Annotated in this window: 26 protein-coding genes; 5 read left to right on the top strand and 21 right to left on the bottom strand. The window is 57.0% G+C overall.

The features are described from left to right. Positions 1-44: 44 nt before the first annotated feature. The 5 genes from trkA to def all read right to left on the bottom strand — a co-directional run bounded on the left by trkA (position 45) and on the right by def (position 4755). The gene (gene trkA / locus ACT3TF_RS09650; RefSeq protein WP_096282082.1) at positions 45-1418 is read right to left on the bottom strand and encodes a Trk system potassium transporter TrkA; all 1374 of its coding nucleotides are present in this window, start codon (positions 1416-1418) and stop codon (positions 45-47) included. A 184-nt stretch (positions 1419-1602) separates the two neighbouring features. Then, entirely contained in the window at positions 1603-1809 is a 207-nt protein-coding gene (locus ACT3TF_RS09645; protein WP_096282081.1) for a dodecin, read from the bottom strand. A 62-nt stretch (positions 1810-1871) separates the two neighbouring features. Further along, on the bottom strand, positions 1872-3209 hold the full coding sequence (rsmB, locus tag ACT3TF_RS09640) for a 16S rRNA (cytosine(967)-C(5))-methyltransferase RsmB (RefSeq protein WP_441686679.1): 1338 nt from the start codon (positions 3207-3209) through the stop codon (positions 1872-1874). Beyond that, positions 3206-4198, bottom strand: a complete 993-nt coding sequence (fmt, locus tag ACT3TF_RS09635; protein WP_441686680.1) for a methionyl-tRNA formyltransferase — start codon at positions 4196-4198, stop codon at positions 3206-3208. The genes rsmB and fmt overlap by 4 nt, the downstream gene beginning before the upstream one ends. A gap of 44 nt (positions 4199-4242) precedes the next feature. Beyond that, the gene (def, locus tag ACT3TF_RS09630; RefSeq protein WP_096282078.1) at positions 4243-4755 is read right to left on the bottom strand and encodes a peptide deformylase; all 513 of its coding nucleotides are present in this window, start codon (positions 4753-4755) and stop codon (positions 4243-4245) included. Positions 4756-4935: 180 nt separating this feature from the next. Between def and ACT3TF_RS09625 the strand changes: the two genes are divergently transcribed. From ACT3TF_RS09625 to aroE, 5 genes are read left to right on the top strand one after another with little or no spacing between them, the layout of a single operon-like run. Next, the gene (locus ACT3TF_RS09625; protein ID WP_192535974.1) at positions 4936-5748 is read left to right on the top strand and encodes a peptidoglycan-binding protein; all 813 of its coding nucleotides are present in this window, start codon (positions 4936-4938) and stop codon (positions 5746-5748) included. A gap of 40 nt (positions 5749-5788) precedes the next feature. Then, the gene (dprA, locus tag ACT3TF_RS09620) at positions 5789-6913 is read left to right on the top strand and encodes a DNA-processing protein DprA (RefSeq protein WP_444672120.1); all 1125 of its coding nucleotides are present in this window, start codon (positions 5789-5791) and stop codon (positions 6911-6913) included. Between the two features lie 49 nt (positions 6914-6962). Further along, the gene (locus ACT3TF_RS09615) at positions 6963-7520 is read left to right on the top strand and encodes an L-threonylcarbamoyladenylate synthase (protein ID WP_441686682.1); all 558 of its coding nucleotides are present in this window, start codon (positions 6963-6965) and stop codon (positions 7518-7520) included. Positions 7521-7576: 56 nt separating this feature from the next. Beyond that, on the top strand, positions 7577-8533 hold the full coding sequence (gene hemF, locus ACT3TF_RS09610) for an oxygen-dependent coproporphyrinogen oxidase (protein WP_444672119.1): 957 nt from the start codon (positions 7577-7579) through the stop codon (positions 8531-8533). Further along, positions 8530-9351 (top strand): shikimate dehydrogenase, encoded by an 822-nt coding sequence (gene aroE, locus ACT3TF_RS09605; protein WP_444672118.1) that lies wholly within the window; start codon positions 8530-8532, stop codon positions 9349-9351. Before hemF ends, aroE begins: the two co-directional genes overlap by 4 nt. Before the next feature lie 52 nt (positions 9352-9403). Here the strand turns inward: aroE and ACT3TF_RS09600 are convergent, their stop codons facing one another. The 16 genes from ACT3TF_RS09600 to ACT3TF_RS09525 all read right to left on the bottom strand — a co-directional run bounded on the left by ACT3TF_RS09600 (position 9404) and on the right by ACT3TF_RS09525 (position 24492). Beyond that, positions 9404-10207, bottom strand: a complete 804-nt coding sequence (locus ACT3TF_RS09600) for a M48 family metallopeptidase (protein WP_444672117.1) — start codon at positions 10205-10207, stop codon at positions 9404-9406. A gap of 147 nt (positions 10208-10354) precedes the next feature. Continuing rightward, positions 10355-10969, bottom strand: coding sequence for a hypothetical protein (locus ACT3TF_RS09595; RefSeq protein WP_441686792.1), 615 nt, complete (start codon positions 10967-10969; stop codon positions 10355-10357). Between the two features lie 87 nt (positions 10970-11056). Further along, positions 11057-12460 (bottom strand): ribosome biogenesis GTPase Der, encoded by a 1404-nt coding sequence (der, locus tag ACT3TF_RS09590; RefSeq protein WP_096282070.1) that lies wholly within the window; start codon positions 12458-12460, stop codon positions 11057-11059. Then, positions 12457-13611: an outer membrane protein assembly factor BamB gene (bamB, locus tag ACT3TF_RS09585; RefSeq protein WP_444672116.1), complete on the bottom strand. Its 1155-nt coding sequence runs from the start codon at positions 13609-13611 to the stop codon at positions 12457-12459. The genes der and bamB overlap by 4 nt, the downstream gene beginning before the upstream one ends. Beyond that, a complete protein-coding gene (locus ACT3TF_RS09580; RefSeq protein ID WP_192535982.1) occupies positions 13608-14267 on the bottom strand; it encodes a YfgM family protein in 660 nt (219 codons plus the stop codon). The genes bamB and ACT3TF_RS09580 overlap by 4 nt, the downstream gene beginning before the upstream one ends. A gap of 57 nt (positions 14268-14324) precedes the next feature. Beyond that, the gene (gene hisS / locus ACT3TF_RS09575) at positions 14325-15626 is read right to left on the bottom strand and encodes a histidine--tRNA ligase (protein ID WP_192535983.1); all 1302 of its coding nucleotides are present in this window, start codon (positions 15624-15626) and stop codon (positions 14325-14327) included. A gap of 91 nt (positions 15627-15717) precedes the next feature. Then, positions 15718-16833 (bottom strand): flavodoxin-dependent (E)-4-hydroxy-3-methylbut-2-enyl-diphosphate synthase, encoded by a 1116-nt coding sequence (gene ispG, locus ACT3TF_RS09570; RefSeq protein ID WP_192535984.1) that lies wholly within the window; start codon positions 16831-16833, stop codon positions 15718-15720. Between the two features lie 8 nt (positions 16834-16841). Further along, positions 16842-17780 (bottom strand): RodZ domain-containing protein, encoded by a 939-nt coding sequence (locus tag ACT3TF_RS09565; RefSeq protein WP_444672115.1) that lies wholly within the window; start codon positions 17778-17780, stop codon positions 16842-16844. A 47-nt stretch (positions 17781-17827) separates the two neighbouring features. Continuing rightward, positions 17828-18562 carry a type IV pilus biogenesis/stability protein PilW gene (pilW, locus tag ACT3TF_RS09560; RefSeq protein ID WP_441686764.1) on the bottom strand — a complete coding sequence of 245 codons (735 nt, stop codon included), beginning with the start codon at positions 18560-18562 and terminating at the stop codon, positions 17828-17830. Between the two features lie 137 nt (positions 18563-18699). Then, a complete protein-coding gene (gene rlmN / locus ACT3TF_RS09555) occupies positions 18700-19884 on the bottom strand; it encodes a 23S rRNA (adenine(2503)-C(2))-methyltransferase RlmN (protein ID WP_192535992.1) in 1185 nt (394 codons plus the stop codon). Between the two features lie 115 nt (positions 19885-19999). Further along, positions 20000-20425 (bottom strand): nucleoside-diphosphate kinase, encoded by a 426-nt coding sequence (ndk, locus tag ACT3TF_RS09550; RefSeq protein WP_096282063.1) that lies wholly within the window; start codon positions 20423-20425, stop codon positions 20000-20002. Between the two features lie 224 nt (positions 20426-20649). Beyond that, positions 20650-20976 carry a HesB/IscA family protein gene (locus ACT3TF_RS09545; protein ID WP_096282062.1) on the bottom strand — a complete coding sequence of 109 codons (327 nt, stop codon included), beginning with the start codon at positions 20974-20976 and terminating at the stop codon, positions 20650-20652. Between the two features lie 30 nt (positions 20977-21006). Continuing rightward, positions 21007-22173, bottom strand: coding sequence for an aminotransferase class V-fold PLP-dependent enzyme (locus ACT3TF_RS09540; protein WP_441686765.1), 1167 nt, complete (start codon positions 22171-22173; stop codon positions 21007-21009). A 62-nt stretch (positions 22174-22235) separates the two neighbouring features. Further along, positions 22236-22703, bottom strand: coding sequence for a Fe-S cluster assembly transcription factor (locus ACT3TF_RS09535; RefSeq protein WP_444672114.1), 468 nt, complete (start codon positions 22701-22703; stop codon positions 22236-22238). Positions 22704-22779: 76 nt separating this feature from the next. Further along, complete coding sequence (cysE, locus tag ACT3TF_RS09530) at positions 22780-23655, bottom strand: serine O-acetyltransferase (protein ID WP_444672113.1); 876 nt, start codon at positions 23653-23655, stop codon at positions 22780-22782. 90 nt (positions 23656-23745) lie between these two features. Then, positions 23746-24492, bottom strand: a complete 747-nt coding sequence (locus ACT3TF_RS09525; protein WP_444672112.1) for an RNA methyltransferase — start codon at positions 24490-24492, stop codon at positions 23746-23748. Between the last annotated feature and the right edge of the window lie 7 nt (positions 24493-24499).

Below are 24499 nucleotides of genomic sequence, written 5' to 3'. Positions count from 1 at the left end.
CATGCTCCTGTTATTCGTTCTGGGTGGCAGTGATGCTGGGGGTATCAAAAGAATGTTAAACCAACTTGGAACAGGCGCTCTACATCGCGGATACGCCGTTTATCGATCACGAACAGAATCACGTGGTCGCCGCTCTCTACCATGACATCGCCGTGGGCAATAATGACCTCTTTGCCACGTACAATTGCGCCGATGGTGGTGCCGTCGGGTAGGTCGATGTCACGAATGGCACGTCCGACTACTTTGGAAGACTGCTTGTCGCCATGGGCGATGGCTTCAATCGCCTCGGCCGCTCCGCGACGTAGCGAGTGCACGTTAACGATGTCGCCGCGCCGTACGTGGGTGAGCAGGCTGCCGATGGTGGCCTGCTGAGGGGAGATTGCAATATCGATTTCGCCGCCTTGGACCAAATCCACGTACGCCGCGTTGTTAATCAGCGTGAGCACTTTTTTCGCCCCTAGGCGCTTGGCGAGCAGCGATGACATGATATTGACCTCGTCATCGTTGGTCAGCGCGCAGAAGATATCGCACTCTTCAATGTTCTCTTCTTCCAGCAGTCTCTTGCTGGTGGCGCTGCCATGCAGTACGACGGTACGGTCCAGTCGTTCCGAGAGCGTGGTGCAGCGTTCCAGGTTGTGCTCGATAATCTTGACCTGGTGGCTGTGCTCTAAGTGCTCTGCCAGCCGCTCGCCGATATTACCGCCACCGGCGATGACGACGCGGCGAAAGTCGCGTTCGACTCGGCGCAGCTCGCTCATTACCGCACGAATGTCGCGACGGGCGGCCAGGAAAAACACTTCGTCGTCGGCTTCAATCACGGTATCGCCGCGCGGAATGATCGGCCGGTTACGTCGGTAAATAGCGGCTACGCGGGTGTCTACATTGGGCATGTGGTGGCGCAGAAAGGCGAGATCCTGACCCACCAACGGGCCGCCGTAAAAGGCCTTAACCGCCACCAGCTGAACCAACCCACCGGCAAACTCCAGTACCTGCAGCGCCCCTGGATGCTCAATCAAACGGCGTACGTGGTCGGTGACCACTTGCTCTGGGCTGATCAGTACATCAATGGGAATGGCTTCGTGGGCAAAAAGCCCTTTGCGGGTTAAGTACGCTGTGGCCCGCACTCGGGCAATTTTGGTGGGCGTACGAAACAGCGTGTGCGCTACCTGGCAAGCGATCATGTTGATCTCGTCGCTGTTCGTCACGGCGATCAACATATCGGCGTCTTCACAGCCCGCCTGGCGCAGCACTATAGGATAAGAACCCGGCCCCGTGATGGTGCGGATGTCGAGTTTGGTATGTAACTCGCGCAGTTTTTTGGCATCAGTGTCGACGACGGTGATGTCGTTTTCTTCGCGAGCGAGGTGTTCTGCTAAGGTGCCGCCGACCTGGCCGGCGCCAAGAATGATGATTTTCATTGCTGAGCATCGGTTCCGTTAAAAGCACCAGCGCGATGTCGAAAGACCGAGAGGCGGCCTTTTGACTCCTTCCTTCAAAACCCTGGCGTTTATGAACGAGTGCTTTGGGCCAGGGCGTCTATCATGCGCTGCAATAAAGACGGCGGCCAGTGTAAACTAGCCGCCGCTGAAAAGCAGGTGAGTATTACTCTAGCGTGAAGCCGACCTTAACCGTGACCTGCCAGTGCGCTACCTGGCCGTCTTCAATGTGGCCACGGGTATCAATCACTTCTAACCAGCGCATATGTTCAATCGTCTGCGATGCTTTGGCCAGAGCGTTTTGTACTGCTTCCTCGATGCCTTTCTCGGAAGACCCGGTTAGCTCTACATGCTTGTAGGTATGATGACTCATGATATCTCCTTCCTTGTCATAAATTCACTGCCCAGGCTAGGGCGATAACAACGTAGCCACGGCTAGGCAGTGCGCTTTTCTAGTCTGGCATAAAAAAAGCCATCGTGACTGCTCACGGCAGGAAACAATTGACGACCTGCGCCGCTGACAATGCCCCAGGCGACGTCGTTAGGCGTCGTAACGTGGGCATCTGGGGTGCGAGCAAGAAATGCCTCAATCTGTTCAGCGTTTTCTTCCGGCAGCACAGAACAGGTGGCGTACAGCAGCGTGCCGCCTTCGCGCAGCATGGGCCAAAGATTGTCTAGCAGCTGACGCTGAAGCTTGGCCAGCGGGCGGATATCGTCCTTACGGCGCAGTTTTTTGATATCTGGATGGCGTCGGATAACGCCAGTGCCCGAGCAAGGTGCATCGAGCAAAATGGCATCAAACGGTGTGCCGCTCCACCACTCGCCCTCGGTGGCATCGGCATGTTGCAGCACGGCTTCAACGCCTAAACGGCTTAGCGTATCTTCCACGCGCGCTAGGCGCTGGTTATCGCTATCAATGGCGGTCAGTTGAATATCAAACTGCTCAAGCAAATGGGCTGTTTTACCGCCGGGTGCACAGCAAGCATCCAACACGCGAGCGCCGGGACGTGGCGCAAGTGCGGGCCCCAGTAACGCCGCCGACAGCTGGGCCGCTTCATCTTGAACGCTAACGTGGCCGTCCTCAAAACCGGGCAGCACCGTGACATCGCAGGGCGTTTCCAGAGTGATAGCATCGGGGGCATGCAGGCATAGCTGCCCAGTCAGGCCTTGTTCGGTCAGTAGGGCTAAATAGGCTTCACGGTCATTGTGATGCTGATTCACCCTTAATGTCATCGGGCCTGCGTGGTTGTTGGCCTCAATGATGTCGCGCCACTGCTCAGGCCATGCCTGACGCAGCGCGTTGAGCAGCCAAGGCGGATGTTCTAGCGCGACGTTCTCATCCTGGTCTACCTGCGCCTGGAGCGCTTCGGACTCGCGCTGCAGGCGGCGTAAGCAGCCATTTAAAACGCGGGTGGCCCACTCTTTGTTGAGTAGGCGTGCAGCACCCGCTGTCTCACCGACGGCCGCATGGGCCGGGATGCGCATGTACAGCAGTTGATAAATACCGATCAGTAGCAGCGCTTGAACATCGCTGTCGCGCTTCTTAAACGGCTGCTTAAGCAGCACGCTGGCTAAGGCTTCCAAACGCGGTAAGCGGCGGCAGGTGCCAAAGCAAAGTTCTTTTAGCAGCCCGCGATCGCGAGCCACTACGCTGTGATCATCTAAGCCAGCCAGTGAGCCTTGGTCGCTGAGCACCGGGGCCAGCGCGCGCGCTGCAGCGGCGCGTACTTCTTGGCCACTACCGCCGCTTTGTGGGGAGCGCTTTTGGTTCATCGTGAGTTTCCTTCGCTGGACTGTGCTGCTGGTTTACCAAAACGAGTGCCGGTGGCAAGACGCGCGTGGCGCGCATTCAATAGGTCGCGTACGGCCATGGCTTTACCGCCGGGCAGCTGCGCGCTGCTCACGCATAGCACCTCGCGGCCTTCGACACCGCAGGCAATCCGCAGGTGATCATCGCCGTGGTCTAGCAGGGTGCCTGGGGCACGGGCGGCGTGATCGCCTTCTTCCACGCTCGCCATCAGCAGCCGAAGGCGCTCATCTCCCAGTGCGCACCAGGCCACTGGCCAGGGGTTGAACGCGCGGATTTTGCGGGCTAAGAACTGAGCCGGCTGAGCAAAATCGAGCTCCGCTTCGGCCTTGCTCAGTTTGGCGGCATAGGTGACGCCATCTGCAGGCTGTGGCGTGGCATGAATGCCATCGGTGATCAGGGAGTCCAGCACGTGAATCAGGGCGTTCGCGCCTTGAGTCGCGAGGCGGTCGTGTAAATCACCACCCGTGGTGTGCGACGTAATAGGCGTGCGCACTTCTGACAACATCGCGCCAGTATCCAGGCCAGCATCCATCTGCATGATGGTCACGCCGGAGGCGCTATCACCCGCTTCAATGGCCCGCTGAATGGGCGCTGCGCCGCGCCAACGGGGGAGCAGCGAAGCGTGCACATTGATGCAGCCTAATCGTGGTATATCCAGTACCGCTTGAGGAAGCAGCAGCCCATAGGCGACCACCACCATGATGTCTGCATTAAGCGCGGCCAGTTCGGTTTGAGGCTCGGGCTCTTTTAGGCTCTGAGGCTGATACACCGGCAGGTCGTGTTCCAACGCCAGCTGTTTCACCGGGCTGGGCGTGAGTTTGCGACCACGCCCGGCAGGGCGGTCGGGCTGCGTATAAACCGCCACCACGTCATGCTGGCTTTCCAGCAGCGTTGCAAGACTTGAAGCGGCGAATTCAGGCGTGCCGGCAAAAACAACGCGCAATCGTGACATAAAGAGGGGGTTACCTAGCTTATGTAAAGTATCAGTAGAAAACGTTAGGCGTCCTGCATTTGCTTATGGCGTTTCTGCATTTTTTTGAGGATGCGATCACGCTTAAGTGGCGACAGGTAGTCAACAAACAGCACGCCTTCAAGATGGTCATACTCGTGCTGAATGCAGTGTGCCAGCAGGCCTTCTGCCTCTAACTCGTAGGCATCGCCGTTGCGATCCAGCGCGTTGAGCTGCACTTTAAGATAGCGCGGCACTTCGGCGTAATATTCCGGGATCGACAGGCAGCCTTCCGACAGCGGCTCTTTCACGTCGCCTATCGGGGTGTAGCGCGGGTTGATGAGCACCAGCGGCTGGGAGTTATCGTCGCTGACATCCATGACAACGACACGGCGGTGGACATCGATCTGAGTGGCGGCTAGACCGATACCACGAGCGTCATACATGGTCTCCAGCATATCGTCGACAAGCGTACGTACCTCATCGTCGACGGTTTCCACCTCAGCGGCCTTGGTGCGCAGGCGCTCATCGGGGAATTCAAGAATAGGAAGTTTGGCCATGGCGTTACAATCACCGTTATGCTGAGTCTAAATTAAGTCAAACTAGGCTGTGAGCAGCGTCGTCCAGCCTAAGTACTTTATGATGGGCCACTATACCATGCTGTCAACGTTTCTGGGCATGCGCGCCCACTGCTTACAGCGTTTCATCATCTACATCATCATCGCACCGGGGAGAGCAGGATGGCGATAAAACAACACCTTTCTCGTCGCGCTTTTTGCGCGCTGTGGTTGAGCGCCGCGTTGCTAGTAGGCGTTGCTTGTGCCGCTGAGAACGGCCAGCGGGTAGTGACGCTTTCACCTCAGGTGCCTGTTTCGATAGACGTAGCGCAAGCCTTTTTACGACAGCATCGCGTGGTCAATAGCGCTGAAGATATCAACGAGCTGGCCTACGTTGTCGCCGGTGAGGATCGCCGCTTGATGAGTGGCGCGGGCGATAAGCTCTATGTGAGAGGCGACGTCCCACGCCACGCTCAAGTGGGAATTTACCGCCAGTCAGCGCCATATCAAACGCTGGATGGCGCGCCCTTAGGCATCGAGCTTATTAACGTCGGCACTGCTCGGCATGTGAGCGATGACGGCGACATTGTGCAGCTTGAAGTGCTTAGCTCCCATCAGGAAGTGCGGGTTAACGATCTTGTTTTACCGCTACCAGAGCCTGCGCTGGGCGCTGAGCTGATCCCGCGCGCGCCGTTAACGTCAGTTGAAGGGCACATCATTGCCGTGCCTGATGGCGTGCGCTTTATTGGGCACCTGCAAATCGTTACGCTGGATCTGGGCCGCCTTGATGGGCTGCAGCCAGGCCACGTGCTGCAGATTGAGCAGCAGGGTGAGCGGGTTAGCGATCCGCGCAGCGAGGAGATGATTCAGTTGCCCAGTACCGAGGCGGGCAGCGTTATGGTGTTTAAGCCCTTTGATCACGTCAGCTATGGGCTGGTGATGCAGGCATCGCGCGTGCTGGAAGTCGGTGATCACGTCTCTTCATCGGTTCGTTAATTAAGCGGGAAGCATCAACGTTGGTGAGTAAGGAGGCGGTATGAACACGCAGCAATGGCTGGTTATCAATGTGCTGCCTGGTATGGGCGCACTGCGGATTGCGCAGTTGGTTGCCCGTCAGCCTCAGTGGCCGGAAGGCTGGCTGGCAGCGCTGCCGAGCCGCGCAGCCAAAGAGCTGCGTGTGTGGCTTGAGCATCCTGCTCGTAGCCCGCTGCAAAAGGTGGTTGATGACACGCTGGCATGGCAGAAAAACATCCCTAATCGGCATGTGCTGCACCGCGACCACCCCGCGTGGCCGGCACTGTTGAATGAAGTCGCCGATCCGCCGGTGGTGCTGTGGGCCCAGGGCGATCTTGACGCACTGGAAGGGCCTAAGCTTGCCATCGTGGGAACCCGCCGTCCGACCGGCGAAGGCAGCCACAATGCACAAACGTTTGCCCGTGACTTAGTGCGTCGTGGCTGGTGTGTGGTCAGCGGTATGGCGCTCGGCGTGGACGCAGTTGCTCAGCGTGCGGCACTGAAAGCGGGTGGCAGCACAATCGCCGTACTGGGCTGCGGCGTTGACGTGATTTATCCTGCCTCACATCGTGATTTGCACGAACAGCTCAGCCAAGTGCCTGGCGGGCTGCTGCTGTCGGAACACCCGCCTGGCACGATGGCGCGGCCTGCGTTCTTTCCTCGCCGCAATAGAATCGTCACCGGCCTTGCCCTCGGCACGTTGGTGGTCGAGGCAACCGAGAAAAGCGGCTCGCTGGTCAGTGCACGGCTCACGTTAGAGCAGAATCGTGAATTATTCGTGCTACCCGGTTCACTGCATAACGTGCAGGCAAGTGGTTGCCTGGCGCTATTGCGTCAGGGAAGTGCCTCGTTGGCCTGTAGCGTTGACGATATCATCGCTGATCTTGGCCACTGGGCGGGGGCGTTTATCCCCGAGACCGATGCCATTCAGCCTAGCTTGGGGGCGTTGGAAGGTAACCCGGCTAGCGCAGAGCCGCTACCGGATACGCTACTAGAGGCGCTGTCGGCTACGCCAACGCCTATTGATTTACTGGTGCACGCAACCGGTGTGACGGTCAGCGACTGCCAGCAAAGGTTGCTGATGCTGGAGCTAGACGGCTGGGTAGCCCAGCAAGCGGGAGGCTGGGTGCGGCTGCCGCGCCCATGATAGGATAAAACCATTAAAGACACGTTAGTTCTGACGGTGAGGAGAGACCATGAGCCTGGCGACCGACCTAACCCCTGCGATTAGCGCGCTGCGTGCAGGGGGTGTGGTTGCATGCCCCACGGAATCGGTCTGGGGGCTTAGCTGCGACCCTGAAAATGACGAAGCCTTGGCGCATCTTATGCGCATGAAAGAGCGCGACCCTGCAAAAGGCCTCATCCTTGTTGCCGCCAGTATCCAACAGTTTCAACCTTGGTTAAGCCAGCTGCCGCTTACCATGCACGCGCCATTGGCCGCTAGCTGGCCTGGTCCTAATACTTGGTTAGTGCCTGACAACGGTCGTAGCCATGGGCTCGTGCGTGGCGCCCATGCGCGTGTAGCGCTCCGCGTGACCGACCATCCGGTGATGAAAGCACTGTGCGAAGCCTTTGGTGGTCCACTGGTGTCAACGTCGGCCAACCGTTCGGGAGAGCCGCCTGCGATGAGCGCTGCCGAGATCACGGCGATTTTCGGCGATGAGGTCGCCTATGTGGTGGAAGGCACTCTCGGTGGCAATGCCAAGCCCAGTACCATTAGAGACTTAGCCACCGGTAAAATCATGCGTGCTTAACCGGCTCTCCAACTACTTATTATTCTCCAATCACCATTCACTACCCAGGAGTTACCGTGGCCCACGAGCATCTTGATGACGTTAAACGCTACCTTCTGGATTTGCAGGATCGGCTCTGCGCAGGGTTAGCTCAAGCCGATGGCGAGGGTCAGTTCAAAGAAGATAGCTGGAATCGTGAAGAGGGCGGCGGTGGCCGTTCCCGGGTGTTAACGAACGGTGACGTGTTTGAAAAGGGCGGCGTCAATTTCTCGCATGTTTACGGTGCCCAGCTTCCGCCGTCGGCCACCGCCGCGCGGCCTGAGCTTGCCGGGCGCAGCTTTCATGCGCTGGGCGTTTCCTGGGTGCTGCACCCTGAAAACCCACATGTGCCTACTAGCCATGGCAACGTGCGCTTTTTTATCGCTGAGAAAGCCGGAGAGCCGCCGGTCTGGTGGTTTGGCGGCGGCTTCGATCTGACGCCCTTCTACCCAGTGGTGGAAGACGTACAGCATTGGCATCGCGTCGCCAAAGCGGCCTGCGAGCCGTTCGGAGACGATGTTTATCCGCGCTACAAAGCATGGTGCGATGAGTACTTCTACTTGAAGCATCGTGATGAAACGCGCGGCGTGGGCGGGCTGTTTTTCGACGACCTAAACGAAGGCGATTTTGCAGAATGCTTTGCTATTCAGCGAGCAGTGGGTGACAGCTTCCTAGCCGCTTATTTGCCTATTGTGGAGCGTCGTAAGCAGGATGCTTGGGGCGAGCGCGAGCGTGATTTTCAGCTTTATCGGCGCGGTCGCTACGTAGAATTTAACTTAGTGTGGGACCGCGGCACGCTGTTTGGCCTGCAAAGCGGTGGGCGTACAGAATCTATTTTGATGTCATTGCCGCCGCTCGCGCGCTGGGAGTATGCCTTTACGCCCGAGCCGGGCAGCGCTGAAGCTGATCTGCAAAACTTCTTACACCCCCGGGACTGGCTCAGCGAAGTCGCCGAGGGCGTGCCTCATCAAAACTCTATTGAAGCGCCTTTATGACCGATTACTACTGCGTGTTTGGAAATCCCGTCAAACACTCCCGGTCGCCACTGATTCACGCCGAGTTTGCTCATCAAACGCAGCAAACGATTGAGTACACTGCCCAAGAGGCGCCAATTGATGGCTTTGCGGGCGCCTGGCAAGCATTTATTGAGGCGGGAGGGCGCGGTGCCAACGTCACCGTGCCATTCAAAGGTGATGCTTTTGCATTATGCGATACGCTGAGCCATCGAGCCGCCCGAGCCGGAGCGGTGAATACGCTAATGGTGGGAGGCAATGGGCGCACCTACGGCGACACCACCGATGGCATCGGGCTAGTACGTGATCTGGCCTATCATCGGGTGGCGTTAGCCGGAAAGCGGATTTTGGTCGTGGGGGCCGGCGGAGCAGTGCGCGGCATACTGGAACCACTGCTTGCCGAACAGCCCAGTGGAGTCGTTGTGGTTAACCGCACCGCCGCCAAGGCCGAACAGTTGGCCCGCGATTTTGCTGATCTGGGATCTATCACGGGCGGTAGTTTTGACACGGTTAACGGGACGTTTGATGTGGTGATTAACGGCACCAGCGCTAGTCTTTCAGGTGACTTGCCGCCGCTACCTGATGCACTGTTTAATACCCATGCCTGGGCCTACGACATGATGTACGGAGCAGAACCGACGGTATTTTTGCAATGGGCCGGGCCACGTGGCGCTAAACTGCTAGACGGCTTAGGCATGCTGGTCGAGCAGGCCGCGGAGTCATTTTTCCTGTGGCGCAACGTGCGCCCTGATACGACATCCGTGCGTGAAATGCTGCGCCAATCGCTTAGTTCTGAGTAAAAAGCGGGGCCGGATTCATCATCCGGCCCCGCTTTTTTTTAAACGCAAGCTATCAAGGGCGCGAGCAGTTGGACTTACGGCCATTGCTGCGGGCTTGCTCATAGGTAGCCAGAGCCTGATCCATATTGGCTTGTAGGCCTTCAATCCGATTACCTTGGCCGGGGTGAGTCGACATCCACTCAGGGGGCGCGCCGCCGCCGGTGGCGGCCTGCATGTTTTCCCATAGCGTCACGCTTTGGCGTGGGTCAAAGCCTGCTTGCGCCATCAGGTCCAAGCCAATCACGTCGGCTTCACTTTCATGCGCCCGAGAGAATGGCAGCACGATACCGTACTGGGCACCCATGCCCAGCACGCCCATCAGCTGTTGGCCGCCGGCGGACTGCATGCCTGACGCACTGGAAATAGCCGATAAGCCTAGCGATGTGGCGTTTTGAGTGGAGGCGCGCTCATTAGCGTGGCTTGCCAGCACGTGGCCGACTTCATGCCCAATGACCGATGCCAGCTGATCCTGGCTAGTGGCAACGTCCAGCATGCCGGTGTTCACGCCGATATAGCCGCCGGGCAATGCAAAGGCGTTGGGCTGTTCGGATTTAAATACGCGGGTTTGCCAGTCTAACTGCTGCTGCTCGGCGGGCAGTGCGGCGATAACAGCATCGGCAATACACTGCACATAGCGTTGGCTAGTTTGGTTGGCAGCGGGAAGCTCTTGCTGGTACTGAGCAAACGCCTGACTGCCCATTTCATTAAGTTCGCTGTCAGACATCAATAGCAGCTGCGAACGTCCTGTCGGCGAGGTGGTACAAGCAGCGATAGACACACATAAAGCGGTCATAGTAAAAGGGCGAAGCCAGCGCATAAGACGTTTTCCTTTTAGACGAATGAGTTTTTTGTTCATAAGATAGCCGCTGAAAGCAGTCAATCAATCCTTACTATCATAACCTACCTAAAGGGTAAGTATTGACGCTGAACGGCAGCGCCGTTTAAGGCGCTTGACTGAAATAGCTTATCCTTGCGGTATTAGCTGACCATCAGCGCCCACGTTCAGACGAATGGTCGGAGTCAATAACCCTGCGGGAAGCCGCATACCTAGCCCGCGTAGATCCCCTGGCGTAATCGCCAGCTGGCTGCCGGGTGGCAGCTCGCCTTGAGTGGCTAATTGGCTGGCAAGCTCAAGCATGGGGGCCATGCGCTGAGTGTCGGTGGCCAGCACGTCAAAGGCAACCGGGAGGCGTAAGTTAGCATCGTCGCCGGAAGTCAGCGTAACGTCTTGCTTATATTGGCCCTGAACAGGGTCAACGCCGGGCATATCCAGCGTCCAGCGAAAGCCTGACATCTCGACCGGTGGCATGCCCGCGGGCAAACCCAGGCCCATTGCAACGGTGGCTTGTATGGGTAGGCTTCCCGCACCAAGACTAGAGGCGATCAGGCTGGTTAGGTCACTGGTATCTAGCCCTGCTTTGATGTTGTAAGGGCCAATGCGCACATCTTCAATGCCCAGCGAATTTATCGCCAAACGAAACGCAAATAGCCCTGTTTGGGGTAGGGCAAGACAGCCGGCCAGCAGGCTGGCAAGGCCCAACAAGATTAGCCAGCGACAGCGCAGAGCAGCATTGAACATAACATTCCTCGTAAGGCTAGTAAGGCAAAACGCCCGCTTGACGATGCAAGCGGGCGAATGTGAATCACAAGGTAAAACGTTAACGCATTAGCGCCGGCTCTTGCGCGCCTCTTTGGTGCGATTAAGCTCGCGTTTCTTGGCCTTCTCTTTGTCACTGGCCCCCGCCATGTGGTCGAACGGGTTGCTGCCCGAACGAAACTCAAAGCGAATCGGCGTTCCGCGAACCTTCAGCACTTTACGGAAAGTGTTGGTGAGGTAGCGGCGATAGGCCTCTGGCACGGACTCAGTTTGATTGCCATGTACCACGATAATCGGCGGATTACTGCCGCCCTGGTGCGCCATGCGAAGCTTAATCCGTCGCCCCTGTACCATCGGGGGTGGGTTTTGGCTTACCGCATCCTGCAGCAGGGTAGTTAGGCGATTGGTCGACCAGTGGGCATTCGCCGCGTCAAAGGCACGGTCAATCGAGGGGTAAAGATCACCCACCGCAGTGCCGTGCAGAGCGGAGATAAAGTGCAGCTCTGCGTAGTCAGCAAAACCTAGGCGTCGCTTGATCTCAACGCGCATTTTCTCCTTGGCTTCGCTCTCTAGACCATCCCACTTATTCACCGCCAGTACCAGCGCGCGCCCGGTGGTCAATACATAGTCGAGTAGGTGCAGGTCCTGCTCAACCAAGCCGCTGGAACCGTCCAACACCATGATCACTACATGCGATTCTTTGATCGCATCCAGGGTTTTGATGATAGAGAATTTTTCGGTGATTTCGCGGACGTTCTTGCGCCGCCGAATGCCCGCCGTGTCAATCAATACATAGGGCTTGCCGCGGCGTTCAAAAGGAATTTCGATAGAGTCGCGGGTGGTGCCGGCCTCATCAAAGACCACTACCCGGTCTTCACCGAGCAGACGATTGACGAGGGTTGATTTGCCGACGTTAGGTCGGCCAATCACGCCAATGCGAACGCCCTTGCTGCCGGTGTCAGCAGGAATGCTGGCATCGCGCTCGGGAAACGGCTCAAGCACCACGTCGATTAACGTAGAAACATTGCGCCCGTGTGCGGCGGCAATCGGCCATGGGTCGCCAAGCCCTAACGACCAGAAATCGCCCATGGCCGAGTGTTCTTCTAGGCCGTCGGTTTTATTCACTACCAGCCAGGTTTTTTTCTGATTAACCCGCAGGTGATTAGCAATCGCTTGGTCTGCGGGCATGAGGCCGGCGCGCGCGTCGACCATAAACAGCACAATATCTGCTTCATCAATAGCAGCGAGTGACTGCTCCGCCATCGCGGCGTCGATTCCCTCTTCGTCACCGCTGATGCCGCCGGTATCAATCACTGTATAGACTTTATCGCCCAGCATGCCGTTGCCATATTTGCGATCGCGGGTGAGGCCCGGAAAATCGGCCACGAGTGCATCACGCGAACGCGTTAGGCGGTTAAACAACGTCGATTTGCCCACATTGGGGCGACCGACTAAAGCAATGACGGGTGTCATGGAGTGACTTCCAGGGTTTCCAGGCGACCATTGTTGGCCTGGACATGAATGGTGCTGCCTTCAGTGACGGGGCGCACGCTAATGCCTGATTTGTGCACGCGCGTACGTCCGACAATGTCGCCTTCGCGTGCATCGATCAAGTGAAGGTAGCCTTCAAAATCACCGACCACAATGCGGCCGCCGGCAAACGCAGGTGCGGTTAGCCAGCGATCTTCTAAATCTTCGTTGCGCCAAACTTCTTGGCCATTGTCTGCATCTAGCGCCACAACGTTGCTGTCATCGGTGACGATATACAGCAAGTTACCGACCAGCAGCGGCGTATGGCGGCTGGAAAGGTTTGCTTCCCAAAGCAGGTCGCCTTGGGTGGCTTCCAGTGCGACGACTCGGCCGTTATAGCTGGTGACAAACAGGCGGCCATCGGGAGTGATAATCGGCTGGCCGGAAAGATCCACCAGGCGCTCTACTTCGCTACGCCCACGCGGAGTGGCAACCTGCATATCCCAAAGTGGCTGGCCGTTGCGATTATCAAGCGTCGCTAAGCGGCCATTCGCTAAACCGATAAAGCTGACAGGATCAATCACCATCGGCGTCCCGGTGCCGCGCAGCGTTAGCGACGGCTGTGAGCTAGTGTATGCCCAGCGCTCTTCGCCCGTGGCGCGGTCCAGCGCGGTAATTTGACCATCAACGCTTTGTACGATCAGCAGCTGCTGGTTAGCCTGTGGCGCAGCCAGCACTTCACTGGATACCCGAGCACGCCAGCTTTCGCTGCCATCGCGCTGATCCAGCGCGATCACTTCGCCGTTACCGGCTAAATAAACCTGTCCAGCAATCGCCGTTAGTGCGCTGGAAATAGGCGTTTCAAGATCTATTTTCCACTCAACGTCGCCGTTGTCCGCATTCATTGCCATCACAACACCGTTGGCATCAGCGGCAAAGACGCTGTCGCCTTCACGATCAGGCGCAATAGGGTAGCGTGCATGGCCTAAACCATCGCCAATGTTGCGCCGCCATTGGGTGTCTAGCGACGCGGTTTCGTTGAAACTGCGCAGTTCTTTCGGCGTATAGGCAGGCTCGCCTTTACTGGCACAACCAACTAACAGCGCCAGCGTCAGCGCGCCTAAACCAGCTCGCATCATGTGTTTGGTAATCATTGTGTCGCCTCCTCAGCGCCGAGATCGTCAAGCTTGAACTGCACGCCGTAAAGCGGCTGGTCTTGCGTTTGGGCAAGCTCCATGGCGTTTTCCCATGCATCGCGAGCAGCATCAGTGTCGCCTTTGGCAACAAACGCATCGCCGCGCACGTTTGCCCGCTGAGCTGCCAGCGCATCGCTAATCGGCTTTTCTAACAGCGCTAGCGCTTCATCGGGGTTGCCGTCGGCAAGCTCTACTCGCGCTAAGCGCAGCCAAGCAAGACTCTGCACGTAGCGGCGCGAGGAGTCATTGGCAACGCTTTCCAAGGAGGCTTTAGCGCCCTCCAGGTCATCTTGCTGCACGGCTAAACGCGCATCGAGCAACAGGGCAAGTTCGGCATACAGCGTATTGCCATGCTCTTCATTCAGCTCATTGACCATCTCACGTACGCTGGCCACGTCATCATCGGCAAGCTCATTGTTCGTGGTCATGTTGACGATCTGCTGGTAGCGCATGGAGGCGGCTTCTGACTGGCCCTGTTGATAATTTTGCCAAGCATGCCAACCGAATACGCCCGCTCCCGCGAGGACCGCGCCTGCTACCAAGGAGATTCCATTTTCTTTCCACCAGCGCTTGACTGCGTCTAGCTGCTCTTCGTCGCTTCTCAGCTCCGCCACGGGCGGCCTCCTATTTTAGTGGGTATGCACGAACAGGCACTCTGTGCCTGCTGGGCGTTAAGCATTAATGACTAACAGTTCGCGTAGCGTATCGCCTAGCATTGCAATAGACGCTCGCTGCTGTTCGCGATCATCGCGTAGGAATTTTAGCGTCGCCGACTGCTCAGCAATTTCATCTTCGCCGAGCAGTATGGCCATGGTGGCGTTGCTTTTATCGGCTTTCTTCATACGGCTTTTAAAGCTACCGCCGCCGCAGTGAAGCTGCAGGCGGAGTGTGGGAAGCTCACTACGAAGCTGCTCGGCCAGGGTGATTGCCGCCAGAGTGGCGTTATCATCCATTGGCAGTAAGAAGACGTCACAGCCGCCCAGCGCATCGTCGGGAATTAACTGCAGGGTTTCAAGCAGCAGAATTAGCCGCTCAATGCCCATGGCAAAGCCTACCGCGGGGGTTGGTTTGCCGCCTAGCTGTTCGACGAGGCCGTCGTAGCGTCCACCCGCACACACGGTGCCCTGGCTGCCCAGCGCTGTGGTAGTCCACTCAAATACGGTGCGGCAGTAGTAATCAAGCCCGCGCACAAGGCGTGGATTGATGACGTAGGGAATACCCGCCGCCTCAAGTATCTTCGTGAGCTGCTCAAAGTGTTCGCGTGATTCAGTATCCAGGTGATCCATCAACTGCGGTGCCGTATTCAGCATGTCAGCCATCGCCGGATTTTTAGAATCCAGAATACGCAGCGGGTTGCTGGTCAAGCGGCGCAGAGAGTCTTCATCCAGCACGTCGCGGTGCTGCTCAAAATAGGCAACCAGCGTGTCTCGATAGGCCGCGCGCGCCTCAGATGAACCCAGCGAGTTGAGCTCTAAGGTGACGTGTTCCATCAGGCCCAGCTCTTGCCATAGGCGGGCCGAGAGGAGAATCACTTCGGCATCTATATCGGGGCCGTCAAAGCCAAAGGTTTCGACACCAATTTGATGAAACTGACGATAGCGGCCTTTTTGCGGGCGCTCGTAGCGAAACATGGGTCCCTGGTACCACAGCCGCTGGGTTTGGTTATATAGCAGGCCATGTTCCATCGCCGCGCGCACGCAGCTGGCGGTGCCTTCCGGGCGCAGGGTCAAGCTCTCGCTGTTGCGATCGTCGAAGGTGTACATCTCTTTTTCAACGATGTCGGTCACTTCACCGATAGAGCGCGCAAACAGCGCCGTTTGCTCAACAATAGGCGTGCGAATTTCATTGAAACCGTAACGCAGCATGAGCTGGCGCACTTTGGTTTCAAAAAATTGCCAGCGCGGGCTATCGCTGGGTAACAGATCGTTCATGCCACGAATGGCTTGAATCTTTTTAACGCCAGTCTTGCTCAATGAAAACTCCTTAGTCTGCCTTTAGGCGCCGCGCGTTCACAGTCTTGGTGTGAAACTCATTCGGGCGAGCTTGGCAGTACACCCTCAGCGCTTAAGTGCTGCGGGCAATCATGTCATCTTGCTGCTGCTGTTTTTCGCGTACTTTGTCACGAATCAGTCGCTCTAAGTCATCTACCAGATGGTCATTGCGTAGCTTGCTGGCCGGTTTTCCATCGATATAAACCAAGTTGGCGGGGCTGCCGCCGGTAAGGCCGATATCGGTCTCTTTGGCTTCGCCTGGGCCATTTACCACACAGCCAATCACCGATACATTGAGCGGCGTCATGACGTCTTCCAGCCGCTCTTCCAGCTGGTTCATGGTGTCGATAACGTCAAAGTTCTGTCGCGAACAGCTGGGGCAAGCAATAAAATTGATGCCTTTAGCGCGCAGCTTGAGGCTTCTGAGCATGTCAAAGCCGACCTTGATCTCTTCTACCGGGTCGGCCGCCAGCGAGACGCGGATGGTGTCGCCAATGCCATCCATTAACAGCATACCTAGGCCAATCGATGATTTGACGGTGCCTGAGCGCAGCCCACCCGCTTCAGTAATACCCAGATGCAGCGGCTGCTCAATGCGTGCAGCAAGGTCGCGATAGGCGGCTACCGCCATAAACACATCCGAGGCTTTTACGCTGACTTTAAATTCTTGAAAATCGAGACGATCGAGATGGTCGATATGTCGCATGGCAGATTCAACCAGCGCAGCCGGTGTCGGCTCGCCGTACTTTTTCTGCAGGTCTTTTTCCAAAGAACCGGCGTTAACGCCAATGCGAATGGGAATGCCGTTATCCCGAGCCGCGCTAACCACTGCGCGCACGCGGTCCTCTCTACCAATGTTGCCGGGGTTGATGCGCAGGCAGTCCACGCCAAGCTCTGCAACGCGCAGGGCGATTTTGTAATCAAAGTGAATGTCGGCGACAAGCGGTAAGTTGACGAGTTTTTTGATTTTACCAAAGGTTTCCGCAGCGTCCATGTCAGGCACCGAGACACGCACAATATCCGCACCGGCTTTTTCCAGTTGCTGGATTTGTGCCACAGTGGCGGCGACATCAAGCGTGTTTGTGTTGGTCATGCTCTGTACAGAAATCGGAGCATCACCGCCAACCGCTACGTTACCCACGTGAATCTGGCGGGAAAAACGGCGTTTAATCGGAGAAGGGGCGTGCATAGGGCGGGTCACTCTCCCAGGGTAAATCGGGCTACGTTATTGGCACCGGCTTGGGCGGGAAGATCAACTTCCTCACCCTGGTAGCGCAGTTCAACGCCAGTGGCATTGCCCACTGTTAAACGAAACGGCGGCTGGCCTTCGACACTGGTGGACGTGCCGGGCGTTTGCAGGCCAACAAAAATGCGCTGATTGGTGGCGTCAAAAATTTCGGTCCACGACTGTTCGTTGAACGTTAGCTCAAGAACGTTGGCGTTCGTTGTCACTTCTGCGTCGGCGGTGTCCTGAGAATCGCTTTCTACCGCTGCGGTTTCTGCCGGCGGCGCGTCGTCGCTACTGACCAGCGTCGGCGGGTCGAGAACAGCGACGGCATCGGCGCCGCCTGCTTGCTCCTGGGAAACCGGCGCTGCGTTTTCATCAGCGCTGGTAATGCTGGGCTCGACGGCGGCACTGTCTGCTTCCGGCGGCTCTGCTGGCGCATTCTGCGTCTCTTCTGTAGACGAGGAGCCAAGGCCGGGCGGTTCATTGCCACCACGGCTTTGCCACCACATCACCGTTACCGCAATTAGCCCAACAATGACCAGCAGAGTAACGAGTTTGAACAGCCAGGCGCCAATGCGGGAAGGCGGCCGGGTAGTCGATACCGGGATGACCTTACGCTCAGCATCGATACTGCCATGGCGGGCCTGATAAGCCTCGAGCACGAGGCGGTCATCCATGCCGAGATATTTTGCGTAGGCGCGCAGGTAGCCGCGGCGATAGGCCGCGACGGGAATTTCTTGGTAGTCATCTTGCTCTAGCCCGTTGACCACGGCCGGGCGCAGGTTCAGCGCTCGGGCGGCATCGGCGAGCGGCACGCCAAGCTGTTCTCGCTGGCGAGAGAGAAGCTCACCAGGAGAAACGGTGTTGGTGCTATTAATGACGCTTTCTTGTGACTGTGTATCGCTCATGGCTGAGCATCCTTCATTAAATAAGCGGTGGTCAGGGCGTCAATCAATCAGTCGGTGCCAAGCTGGCGCTGGTAGTCGGCGGCGATGCTATGGTCACCGCGGGCATGGGCGATATCAACTGCCATCTCTAGCGCTGCTTGGTCGGGCTCAGCGAGCTGTAAATAAGATTGCAGCGGTGACCAGGCCTGAGCGTAATTGCCCTGCGAATATTCGAGTTCAGCTAACATTAAATAGCCGCGCGCATTGCGCGGATCAATACTTTGCGCACGCTGCAACCTGGCGCGCGCGTCATCAAATTCTTCCAGCGCCACATAACACTGCCCGAGGTTGGTAAATAACTGGGACCGGTTGGCGTACTGGGCATCCTGGGATGCAGTCTCTAGCTGTTCACAGGCGGGGTCAAACTGGCCCTGGCCGTACAAAAACGCCGCATAGTTGTTACGGGCGCGCGTAAAATCAGGTTCAGCGTTAACCGCTTGTTGAAAATAGTCGTTGGCCAGTGCATTTTCGCCCTGGCGCTGGTAAACCAATGCTAGCGCTTGCAACGCTTCTGCATGGTGAGGGGCAATATCGAGCGCCCGGTCCAGTGCATTAAGCGCGCGGGGAAGATTGTCGCGCTCCAGATAAGCGACGCCAAGCTGCGTATAGGCATCGGCCGCTGCTGGGTTGGCTTGGGGTGAAGCCGTGTTGGATGAAGCACAGCCAGCAAGCCACAGGCTGCCGATAAGCACGGTCAGCAGGTGCACCCGAATTGGGTGTTGGCGCTTGCGGTGAGCGATCATATCAATCCTCTCGTGGTGAACGTCCAACGACTAATAACAGTGCAAATAAAGCATAGCGCCGTGACAATAAAAACCGTGACCATCAAAGCGCCGCGCTAGGCGGAAGTCAAGCCAAGCCCTGTTTTGTAACCGTTGCGTTAGTCGGCATCAAGCTGTACCGACTGGATATGGCGCGCACTGCGTTTAGTACGGTCTTTCACGAGCCCAACTAACTGGCCGCAGGCGGCATCAATATCTTCACCGCGAGTTGTTCTCACCGTTGCATTGTAGCCTTCATCGTAAAGCCACTGCTGGAAGCGCATGACCTGGTTGCGCGACGGTTTTTCGTACCCGGAATTAGGGAACGGATTAAACGGAATCAGGTTAATCTTACACGGCAGCTCTTTAAGTAAAGCGGCGAGCTGCTCTGCGTGCTCCTGCTGATCATTGATGTCTTTGATCAGCGTGTACTCAATGGTGATCTGCCGATTGTCTGGTCCTTTGGACAGGTAGCGATGGCAGGCATCCAGCAACGCGCGAATGTTATATTTGCGATTGATGGGTACCAGCGTATTGCGCAGCTCGTCCGTTGAGGCGTGCAGCGAAATGGCCAGACTAACGTCTATTTCATCGCCGAGCTTGTCGATCATCGGCACAACGCCGGAGGTCGACAGTGTCACGCGGCGCTTTGACAGGCCATAGCCGTTATCGTCAAGCATCAGCTTCATGGCCGGCACAACGTTATCAAAGTTGAGCAACGGCTCGCCCATGCCCATCATGACAACGTTGGTTACCGGGCGGTTGGCCGTATCACGGCGCGGGCCAACGCTACGCTGAGCGACCCACACCTGGCCAATGATTTCAGCTGCGGTTAAGTTGCGCTGAAACCCTTGCTTGCCGGTGGAACAGAAGCTGCAGTCCAGCGAGCAGCCGACCTGAGAAGAGACGCAGAGCGTGCGGCGCTTGCCGTTCTCAGCCGGAATCAATACCGTTTCTACGTAGCTGCCATCTTCTACTTCCAGTACCCATTTGCGGGTGCCGTCGCTGGAAGTGCCTTCATAGACTACCCCAGGGCCACGAATTTCTGCTACCCGCGCCAGTTTTTCACGCAGCGGTTTGGAGAGATTCGTCATGGCAGCAAAATCATCGCTACCCTCTTGGTGAATCCACTTCATTAGCTGCGCAGCACGGAATTTCTTTTCGCCAATCGACAAAAAGAACGTTTCCATCTGCTCGCGGGACATGCCGAGCAGGTTGTGGCGTTCAGGTGACGCTTTGGCAGCAGGTGTGCTGGCGGCATCAGAACGAGGAGCGGGCGTATGTTGGGCTACAGTGGTGGTCATGGCGATCAGCGTTAAAGAGAAGGGCGGAGGCGTAGCCTCCGCAAAATGGCCGGCAACGAAAGTCGATACGGCGGCGCCATCAGTTAGGCCCATCAGTCAGGCCTATCAGTCAGACTTAGCGCGGGCAAATTTCGTCGTTGCCGAAGAAGTAGCTAATTTCGCGCTTAGCACTTTCTGCAGAATCAGAACCATGGACAGCGTTGGCGTCGATTGTTTCCGCAAAATCGGCGCGAATTGTGCCAGCAGCGGCATCTTTCGGGTTAGTGGCGCCCATCAAGTCGCGATTTTTAGCAATGGCGCCTTCACCTTCAAGTACTTGAACCACAACCGGGCCAGAGGTCATGAAGCCAACGAGGTCTTTAAAGAAAGGACGCTCTTTGTGCTCGGCGTAAAATCCGCCAGCTTTCTCTTCAGAAAGGTGTACCATTTTGGCCGCTACTACGTTCAGGCCAGCTTTTTCAAAGCGAGCGATGATCTCACCAATAGCATTTTTGGCAACGGCGTCAGGCTTGATAATAGAAAGAGTGCGTTCAGTAGCCATGCGAATGGTCTCCTTGAGTTCTTGAAAAAGAATTAAGCAAAAATTGCCGCCTCAGAAACCCAGGGCGGCCAAGACAAAATGATTTGGCTAATATTGTTCAGCAGCAAGCGCGTTTAAAAGCGCACGGGAAAGCCCCTGCTGCCTGAACTCAGATATCCAGGGGCGCGATTATAGCGCTTAAGCCGGGGGATGAATACCGGTGATGAAACCTCGCCGCACATAGCTTAAACGGTAAAGCTCTCGCCGCAGCCGCATTCATCTTTTACGTTAGGGTTATTAAACCGGAAGAAGCGGTTGAGTCCTTCGCTAACGTAATCCACTTCACTGCCGTTGAGCATTTCTACAGCATCGGGTGCGACGTACACGCTGGCGCCGTGGGCTTCAAAATGCACTTCTTCCTCACTGATTGTATCGGCAAAGTCGAGCACGTAGCTAAAGCCTGAGCAGCCGCTAGGTTTGACCGAAACCCGCAGGCCCAGGCCTTGGCCGCGCTCGTCAAGCACATGGCGGATCTGCTGTGCGGCAGCCGGGGTGATGTTAAGTGTTGCCATGGGGCGTCCTCCTTAAAAAGTGTCAGCCGCTTAACGTGGCGGTGCACGTAAACTGCTCACCGCGTGGCGAATGAGCGTTAGCGCATGATCAATGTCAGCTTCGGTGGTGAAGCGGCCAAAGCTAAAGCGCAGCGATGAAAGCGCAAGCGAGCGCGGCGTGCCGATGCCAAGCAATACGTAGGAAGGATCGACGCTGGCCGAGTTGCATGCTGAGCCGGTGGATACAGCGACGTCACGCAGCGCCATCAGCAGCGATTCACCGTCGACCCCTTCAAACGCCAAGTTGAGAATGTTAGGCACAGCTTTATCGAGCGGCGTATTGGCAAAAATACCCTCGACATCTTTCAGTCCGTCTAAAAAGCGCTGCTGCAAACGGCCAATATGCGCGTTGTCGTCATCGAACTGTTGCTGCATCAAGGCAAGCGCTTCACCCATTCCCGCAATTTGATGGGTCGGCAGCGTTCCGGAGCGCATGCCGCGCTCGTGGCCGCCGCCGTGAATGAGCGCCTCAATGCGAATGTCCGGATGGCGCTTAACATAGAGCGCCCCTACGCCTTTCGGGCCGTAGGTTTTGTGCCCAGAAAGCGACATCAAATCAATTTGCTGAGCCACCACGTCGAGCGAGATGCGCCCCGTTGCTTGCGCCGCATCGGTATGGAACGCGGCGCCGAATTCATGGGCGACGCCCGCCAGCGCGGCGATATCATTAATGCTGCCCAGCTCGTTATTTACGGCCATTAACGAGACCAGCGTGGTGTCGTCACGCATGGCCGCGCGCAGCTGCTCAGGCTGAATGCAGCCATCGCGCCCTGGCGTGAGCCATGTTACCTCAAAGCCTTCTTTTTCAAGCGCGGCGGCGGTATCAACCACCGCCTTGTGCTCGATAGTAGAGGTCACTAGGTGCATGCCGCGCTCGCGATTAGCGCGCATAAAGCCAGTCAGCGCTAAATTGTTCGCTTCCGTGGCACCGCTGGTCCAAACAATCTCTCTAGGATCGGCACCAATGGCATCGGCTACCTGGCGACGCGCCTGCTCGACCACCTGCTCCGCCTGCCAGCCGAGCATATGGCTGCGCGATGCAGGGTTGGCAAACAGCTGGTCAACCGTTAGGTAGCGCTGCATGACCTCTACCACGCGCACGTCAACCGGCGCGGTGGAGGCATAATCTAAGTAGATTGGCAGCGTAGGCGTGGTCATGGTTAAGGTACCGGCGGTTTATTAATAATAACGACACAATAAGCGTTAATGCGCGGCTGGCGCTAAGGCGATGAGACCAGAATGCCGGCGTCAGCGCGCTGATCCTGTCGCGCTGCTATCTTTATGACATCAGGGCGGAGCATCAGTTGTGCCAGGGTCATTTCATCAAGAAAGTGACGAATCTGAATAGACAGCTCGCACCATAAATGATGGGTCAGGCAAGTGTCGCCCTGCTGGCAGTCTGAAAGCCCTTGGCAGCGTGTGGCATCAACGCTTTCATTCACCGCGTCAATGACGTTCGATACGCTGATAGCGGCCGGCGGCTGCGACAGCAAGTAGCCGCCGCCCGGCCCGCGCACGCTGTCAACCAAGCCGGCGCGGCGCAGGCGAGCAAACAGCTGCTCTAAATAGGAGAGCGATATTTCTTGGCGTTGGGAAATATCGCTTAGGCTGGTTGGGCCGTTATGGGCATGCAGCGCTAAGTCGAGCATGGCGGTAACGGCGTAACGGCCTTTGGTGGTCAAGCGCATGGCAAGCACCTCGACGCTGAACCCTCAGCGCTAACGGCAAATGTGTCGCCATTATGGGAAAACCTGAGTGCTTTGGTCAACTATTACTCGGTGGCGGCGCTGTTGGCTCGCTGTCTGAATCGTTAGCAGAGGGCGCCGTTGAGCGCTTTTCGACGCTAGAGCAGACGCTATCATGCTCATCCAGAATGTCGGCAAAATCTTCGTTGCGCAGCGCAGGCAAACGACCTTCGCGGTAGTCGCCGTCTAGTTTGCGCAAGGTCGAACACATGTGTTCAATGCGCTCATCCACCGCATGCATATGATCGAGCATCGCCTGCATCGAGCGTGCAACGGGGTCCGGCATGTCCTGGCTAACGCCGTACGCATCAAAGCCAAATTTCTGGCAGATGGCTTCACGGCGAGCCGGGTCGACGTCCAGGGCTTCTTCTACATCGGGGTCGGCGCGTTTAACAATTTTGCCCGGAATGCCGACCACCGTAGCGCCGGGGGGTACTTCTTTAGTGACCACTGCGTTAGAGCCAATCTTGGCCCCGGCACCCACGATAAAGGGGCCGAGTATCTTGGCACCGGCACCGACAATCACACCATCCTCAAGCGTTGGATGGCGTTTGCCTTTGTTCCAACTGGTGCCGCCGAGCGTGACGCCTTGATACAGCGTCACGTTATTGCCGACTAGAGCGGTTTCGCCAATCACCACGCCCATGCCGTGGTCGATAAAAAAGCGTCGCCCAATGGTAGCGCCTGGATGAATCTCAATGCCGGTCAGCCAGCGCGAGAAGGTTGATAGCGTCCGTGACAGCCATTTGAGATTTTTCTTCCACAGCCAGTGGCTGCAACGATGCAGCAGCAGCGCGTGCAGGCCAGGGTAGTTGGTCAGCACCTCAAGAAAGTTGCGTGCGGCGGGGTCGCGCTCAAATACACTGTTGATGTCTTCACGCAGGCGTTGAAACATAAGAAGTCCTTGGGAGCGACAACGAATTTTAGAGGATACTGCGATGTTGGGGCGTCTGCCGATGACTTCAAGCTACGCCGGCAATCAGCGCTAACGTCGCGGATTGCCGGCGGCTTTGTCGGTAGCCGATAGGATTCCACGCAAAATATTGATTTCCATGCGCTCAGGGCGGGCGCGCAAGTATAAGCGGCGTAGTCTCGCCATTAGCTGTCGCGGTTGGGCCGGGTCATGAAAGTCAATGTCAATTAGCGTTCGCTCTAGATGCTCAAAATAGTGCTCGATCTCAGCGTGTGTCGCCAGCTCTTCTTCATCGACAGCTGCCGCTGGCGGCGTACCGGCTTGGCTAAGCCATGCCATGCGACACTCATAGGCCAGTACTTGAACCGCCGCTGCCAAATTGAGGGAGCTAAAATCAGCATTGGTGGGGATATGCACATGGGCATGGCATCGCTGTAGCTCAGCATTGGTAAGGCCGCTGTCTTCGCGCCCAAAGACCAGCGCGATGCGGGCGCCCTTGGACTTACACTCTGCGGGCAGGCGGTCCGCTAATTCTCGCGGAGAGAGCATTGGCCAGGGTAGCGTGCGCGAGCGCGCGCTCGCGCCAACGGCTAAGGTGCAATCAGCCACCGCTTCTTCTAGCGTTGCATGCACGCGCGCTTGATGAAGCAGGTGATCAGCCCCCGAGGCGCGGGAAATACTGTCCTGAGTCAGTACCTCACAACGTGGGGCGACGAGGGCTAAATCTGCTAAACCCATATTGTGCATGGCGCGTGCCACGCCGCCGATGTTGCCAGGATGGCTAGTGCCAATTAGAACAATGCGAATGCGCTCAAGCATGATAGGG

Source organism: Halomonas sp. AOP25-F1-15 (assembly GCF_052378675.1).
GTDB lineage: Bacteria > Pseudomonadota > Gammaproteobacteria > Pseudomonadales > Halomonadaceae > Vreelandella > Vreelandella casei.
This window is presented reverse-complemented; position numbering and strand designations above follow the sequence as displayed.